This window comes from Streptomyces milbemycinicus (assembly GCF_002154605.1).
Classification (GTDB): Bacteria; Actinomycetota; Actinomycetes; order Streptomycetales; family Streptomycetaceae; genus Streptomyces; species Streptomyces milbemycinicus.
Window position 1 is genome coordinate 1 of record NZ_MUNE01000609.1, and the last position, 5,875, is coordinate 5,875.

The following is a 5,875-nucleotide window of genomic DNA, read 5'->3' on the forward strand; positions in this document are numbered from 1 at the left end:
GTTGGTGACCAGCTCGGAGACTACGAGCAGGACCATGTCGGCCTCCTTGGACACGCCCCAGGAGCGCAGCGTGCGCCCGGTGAAGCGGCGCGCGTGCATCACGGCGTCGGGCAGCCGCCACACCGCCCAGCCGGCCCGGGTCGGCCGCACCTTCATCCCGTCGTAGCGCAGCAACAGCAGCGCCACATCGTCATCACGCCGGCTCAGATCGCCCAGCAGCAAGTCGGCCAGCCGCCCGGCGTCGGACGGGTCCGCATCCGAGAGCGCCCCGCGCACCCGCAGCAGACCGTCGTCCAGGGGCAGGCTCGCGGACTCGACCAGCCCGTCCGTCAGCAGCGCGAGCACCGTACCGGGGGCCAGCCCGACCGCGGTCATGGCGTACTCCGCGTCGGCGAGTACCCCGAGCGGCGGCCCGCCCTCGACCTCCACCTCCTCGGTGGAGCCGTCCGGGTGGCGCAGCAGCGGCGGCAGATGTCCGGCCCGTACGAACCAGGCGTCGCCCTCCTCCATGTCCAGCTCGACATAGGTGCAGGTGGCGAACAGCTCCGTCTCCATGCCGACGAGCAGCCGGTTGGCATGGCAGATGACCACGTCGGGCGGATGGCCCTCCACCGCGTAGGCCCTGATGGCCGTGCGTATCTGGCCCATGATGGTCGCGGCCCCGGCGCTGTGCCCCTGGACGTCGCCGATCACCAGCGCCACATGGCCGTTGGGCAGCGGGATGACGTCGTACCAGTCGCCGCCCACCTCAAGCCCGCTCATCGCGGGCAGATAGCGGGCCACGGCCACCCCGCCGGGGAGCTCGGGCAGCCTGCGGGGCAGCAGGCTGCGCTGGAGCATGGTGGCGAGCTCGTGCTCGGCGTCGTACGCATGGGCGCGCATCAGGGCCTGACCCACCAGACCCGCCGTCGCGGTCAGCAGCGACCGCTCCTCCGGGCAGAACGCATGCGGCTTCTGCCAGCCGACCAGACAGACCCCGACCACCCGGCCCTGCGCCGGAAGCGGCAGGATGGCGAGGCCGCCGGCCCCCATGTCCGCCAGACCGGGCTCCAGGCCGCCGCCCGAGGGCAGCAGGCTGATCCGGCCCTCGTGCAGCGCGGCCTCCAGCGTGGGCAGCGCACGGAGCGGCACATCGGGCCACTCGGACCGCCACTCGGAGCGCCACATCCCCGGCCAGGCGCCGCGCTCCGGCGGGTCAAGGGCGGTCACCACCAGCCGGTCGCCCTCCAGCTCCGCGAGCGCCACCCGGTCGGCCCCCAGCGGCTCGTGCAGCGCGGCGGTCACCACCAGGCTGACGTCCCGGACGGTCATCGCGTTGGCCAGCGCCGCGGACAGCCGCTGCACCCGGGAGACCTCGTCGGCGGTGGGCCGCAGATACGAGGCGTCCGCCACCAGGCCCAGCAACCGCTCGGGGGTGCCCACGGCGTCCCCCTGGATCCGGCAGCACAGGCGCAGCCAGCGCAGCTCGCCGGTGGGCCGGCGGATACGGAACTCCAGGTCACGGCCGCCGAGAGTCAGCTGACCGGGCTCGACGATGGACATCAGCGCGGGCAGGTCCTCCGGCACGGTGTGCGCCAGCAGGGTCTCCACCCGCCCGTCGAACGCGTCCGGGGTGATGTCGACCAGCTCCAGCAGCTGCGCATCCGCGTCGATCCGCCCGGTGTTCAGCACCAGGGTGAACGAGCCGACGTGAAGGTGGTCCAGCGCCGAGCGCAGCACCGACAGCGGCCCGCCCCGGTCCGCCGCCCCGCCACCGGCGGCCTGGGCCGGTGTGCCCGCCTTGAGCTGGGCGGCGATCTGGTCGGCGTACAGCTCAAGGAAATTGCGCTGCTCGGCGTCGAAGCCGTCCCCGGGGTAGAGCACGACCAGGCAGCCCAGCCGCCTGCCGTCCGCCCCCAGCGGCAGCGCGCCCAGCGACATATCGGCCGGGAGGGCCTGCGGGGCGTTCTCCCCGTAGGCGGCGAGCTTCGCGGAGGTCGACCACTGGGGCCGCCCGGTGCGGAAGGCGTCGGCGACGGGGGAGCGCCCGGTGAGCGGATAGCTGGTCGGCAGCCCGTACAGGGCACGCGGACCGCCGGCCGTCTCGGTCAGCCGCAGTTCGTCGCTGTCGGCGGACAGTACGTAGACAGCCGTCAGCGCCGCCGTGGCAAACACCAGGGCCTGCTCCGTCACGGCGTGCTCCATCGTCGGCTGCCGGAGGCCGACACCGGACGCCCCGACATCCTGGTCCCTCCTCGGCCGCGTGATGCCCACTCCGGAGCCGCCTTGGCCGGCCATGTCGCCATTCCACCTCCTGGCCCGCCTGTGTGCCACCCACACACGTGATGGCGCTCACACAAACAGGATGGCATAGCCGCCACGGAACGAGCGGGGTCCGGTCGAACGCTGGTGATCTGCGGAAATGGATCTCTGGGAGTGATCTCCGGGAGTGATCTCCGGCAAGGATCTTCAGGGCGGATCCTGAGGCGGGGGTCTTGCGAGGCAGGAGGCAGAGTTCATATGCCTAACCCGCGCCGTACGGTATGCGCCGCCCGCGCCCCGCGAGCCGTAGAGCGCTGCGCCATTCAGGGTAATTCGCGGTCATCTCTATGGCGTAACCGTGTTGACGGCGCGCCTACTAGTCGTACTGACCGGTGGGTTTCCCCATCTGCCGGGGGACGGCGACGCGTATGTGACGCAGCGTCAGTCGCCGTGATGAGCCCCCCTGACACATGAAGCGCCCGCTCCGCCCGGCTCAAGGCTGCACGCGGCGCGATACGGCCCACCGTCATCCATCCACAGCACACAGCAGCACGCAGCACGGAGGGCTCATCATGCCTAGTCCCACGATTACCCTGGTGACCGTATCGCCGAATCCGGCGGTCGTCGGCCAGTCGTTCACCGTCACCGCCACCGTGATCCCGCTCGGGGTCGGGACCCCCACGGGCAACGTGAACATCTCCATTCCCGGAGCAACACCTGCCTCGGCCAACCCGGCGCTGGTGGGCGGCGTGGCCTCGGCGACCTTCACCAGCTCGACCCCCGGTGTTCTCACGGTCACCGCCACCTACTCCGGCGACGCCAACTTCACGGGCTCCACCGGCTCCAACGCCGTGGTCGTCCTCCAGGGCACGACGACCACCTCGGTGGTCTCGACGCCGGACCCGTCGGCGCTGGGGCAGAACGTGGCGATCACCGCCACGGTCACCGCGGTCGCCCCCGCGACGGGTACGCCGACCGGCACGGTCACCTTCGTCGTCAGCGGCTCCGGAGGCGGAACGTTCAACGCGCCCCTGAACGGCTCCGGCCAGGCCACGATCAACCTCAGCACCCTGGGGGTCGGCACACACGCCATCACGGCCATCTACAACGGCGACACGAAGTTCCTGCCGTCCACCGGCTCCGACACGCAGACGGTGAACCCCGGACCTGCGGCCACGACCACGACGGTGAGCGACGTGCCGGACCCGTCGGTCTTCGGGCAGCCGGTCACGTTCACCGCCATCGTCACGACGAACCCGCCCGCCACGGGCGTACCGACCGGTACGGTCTCCTTCACCATCAGCGGCCCCGGCGGCACGGCCACCGGCAGCGGGACGTTGGTCGGCGGCGTGGCGACCTTCACCACCAGCGCCCTCAACGCCAACGCCACCGCGTACACCGTGACCGCCGTCTACAACCCCAACACAACGAACTTCCTCACCTCGACGGGGACCGGCTCTCACCAGGTGAACAAGGCGTCCACGCTGACGACAGTCACCTCCTCCCCCGACCCCAGCACAGCGGGAAATCCCGTCACCTACATCGCCTTCGTGGCAGCGGTGCCTCCGGGAGCGGGCACCCCCACGGGGAACGTCACCTTCACCGTCACGGACTCCGGGAGCAACGTCGTCTCGGGGCCCACCACAGTGGCGCTGGACAGCAACGGCTTCGCCGTGTTCAACGACGCCACCGTCCTGGCGGCCGGCACCTACACGGTCTCGGCGACCTACGGCGGAAGCGGCAATTTCAACACGTCGGGCGCCTCCGACACGCACGTCGTCGTGTGAGAGGGCCGAACCCCGCCTGAAGCCACCCCCGGAAAACAGTGACGGCCGCCACCCGAGTGGGTGGCGGCCGTCACCGCTGTATCTGACTGCCGTTATGTCAGACGACCTCGGCTCACACGTCGAAGTAGAGCTCGAACTCGTGCGGGTGCGGACGCAGCTGCAGCGGAGCGATCTCGTTGGTGCGCTTGTAGTCGATCCAGGTCTCGATCAGGTCCGAGGTGAAGACATCGCCCTGGAGCAGGAACTCGTGGTCGGCCTCGAGGGAGTCGAGAACGGCCGGGAGCGAGGTCGGGACCTGCGGGACGCCCGCGTGCTCCTCGGGGGCCAGCTCGTAGAGGTCCTTGTCGATCGGCTCGGCCGGCTCGATCTTGTTCTTGATGCCGTCCAGACCCGCGAGGAGGAGGGCGGAGAAGGCCAGGTACGGGTTGCCGGAGGAGTCCGGGGCGCGGAACTCGACGCGCTTGGCCTTCGGGTTGGAGCCGGTGATCGGGATACGCATCGCAGCGGAGCGGTTGCGCTGCGAGTACACCAGGTTGACCGGGGCCTCGAAGCCCGGGACCAGACGGTGGTAGGAGTTCACCGTCGGGTTGGTGAAGGCCAGCAGCGACGGGGCGTGCTTGAGGATGCCGCCGATGTAGTAGCGGGCGGTGTCCGAGAGGCCCGCGTAGCCCTGCTCGTCGTAGAACAGCGGGGAGCCGCCCTGCCACAGCGACTGGTGGACGTGCATGCCCGAGCCGTTGTCACCGAAGATCGGCTTCGGCATGAAGGTCGCGGTCTTGCCGTTCCGCCACGCCACGTTCTTGACGATGTACTTGAACAGCTGCAGGTCATCGGCCGCGGCGAGCAGCGTGTTGAACTTGTAGTTGATCTCGGCCTGACCGGCGGTGCCCACCTCGTGGTGCTGGCGCTCGACCTGGAGACCGGCCTTGTTCAGCTCGAGGCTGATCTCGGCGCGCAGGTCGGCGAAGTGGTCGACCGGCGGGGTCGGGAAGTAGCCGCCCTTGTAGCGGACCTTGTAGCCGCGGTTGTCCTCCAGCGCACCGGTGTTCCAGGCGCCCGCCTCGGAGTCGATGTGGTAGAACGCCTCGTTCGACTTGGTCTCGAAGCGGACGCTGTCGAACACGTAGAACTCGGCCTCGGGGCCGAAGTACGCGGTGTCGGCGATACCGGTGGAGGCGAGGTAGGCCTCGGCCTTCTTGGCGATGTTCCGCGGGTCACGGCTGTACTGCTCACCCGTGATCGGGTCGTGGATGAAGAAGTTGATGTTGAGCGTCTTGTCCCGGCGGAACGGGTCGACACGGGCCGTCGACAGGTCGGCACGCAGGGCCATGTCGGACTCGTGGATCGCCTGGAAGCCGCGGATCGACGAACCGTCGAAGGCGAGCTCCTCGTGCGGGTCGAACGCCTCCGCCGGTACGGTGAAGTGCTGCATGACGCCGGGAAGGTCACAGAACCGGACGTCGACGAACTTGACGTCCTCGTCCGAGATGAACTTCCGAGCGTCGTCGGCGTTCTGGAACATCCAACTCCTCCTAGCCCGGCCGCGGGGGACGGGGATTTGTTCGGTCGCGCGGCTCATGTGCGGCTGGCGCGCTGGGGCCGACCATAGGCAGACGGGATTTCCCAAGCATGACCCATTTGTTTCACCCAGGTTAACCGGCATACGTCTCGTGCGCGTGGGGCATGTGAGGCCGGGGCCCGGTCCGGGAGCGGGCGGCCCTTGGGGAGACCGTGCGGGAAGCGGGCCCCGCTCCACGGGGAACGTATGCCGTCCCAGTACCGTGGTCGGGTGGACAAGAGGCAAGCAATCGGATCATGGCTCTCCGGGCCGCGCGCGGCCGCCGAGG

The 5,875-nt window shown here is 69.8% G+C and carries 3 protein-coding genes; 1 reads left to right on the forward strand and 2 read right to left on the reverse strand.

What is annotated here, in order from left to right:
• Positions 1 to 2,184: SpoIIE family protein phosphatase (locus tag CCN51_RS40270; protein WP_245881771.1), on the reverse strand; the 2,184-nt coding region annotated here is incomplete at its 3' end.
• Positions 2,185 to 2,837: 653 nt separating this feature from the next.
• Here CCN51_RS40270 and CCN51_RS40275 point away from each other — a divergent pair.
• On the forward strand, positions 2,838 to 4,028 hold the full coding sequence (locus tag CCN51_RS40275; RefSeq protein WP_014180342.1) for an Ig-like domain-containing protein: 1,191 nt from the start codon (positions 2,838 to 2,840) through the stop codon (positions 4,026 to 4,028).
• A gap of 112 nt (positions 4,029 to 4,140) precedes the next feature.
• On the opposite strand, the gene glnA is transcribed toward CCN51_RS40275, so the two are convergent.
• A complete protein-coding gene (glnA, locus tag CCN51_RS40280; protein WP_014180343.1) occupies positions 4,141 to 5,550 on the reverse strand; it encodes a type I glutamate--ammonia ligase in 1,410 nt (469 codons plus the stop codon).
• Positions 5,551 to 5,875: the final 325 nt, after the last annotated feature.

Bases quoted from the DNA above. Each gene is read 5' to 3' on its own strand.
- glnA (WP_014180343.1), bottom strand. From the start codon at position 5,550: ATGTTCCAGAACGCCGACGACGCTCGGAAGTTCATCTCGGACGAGGAC.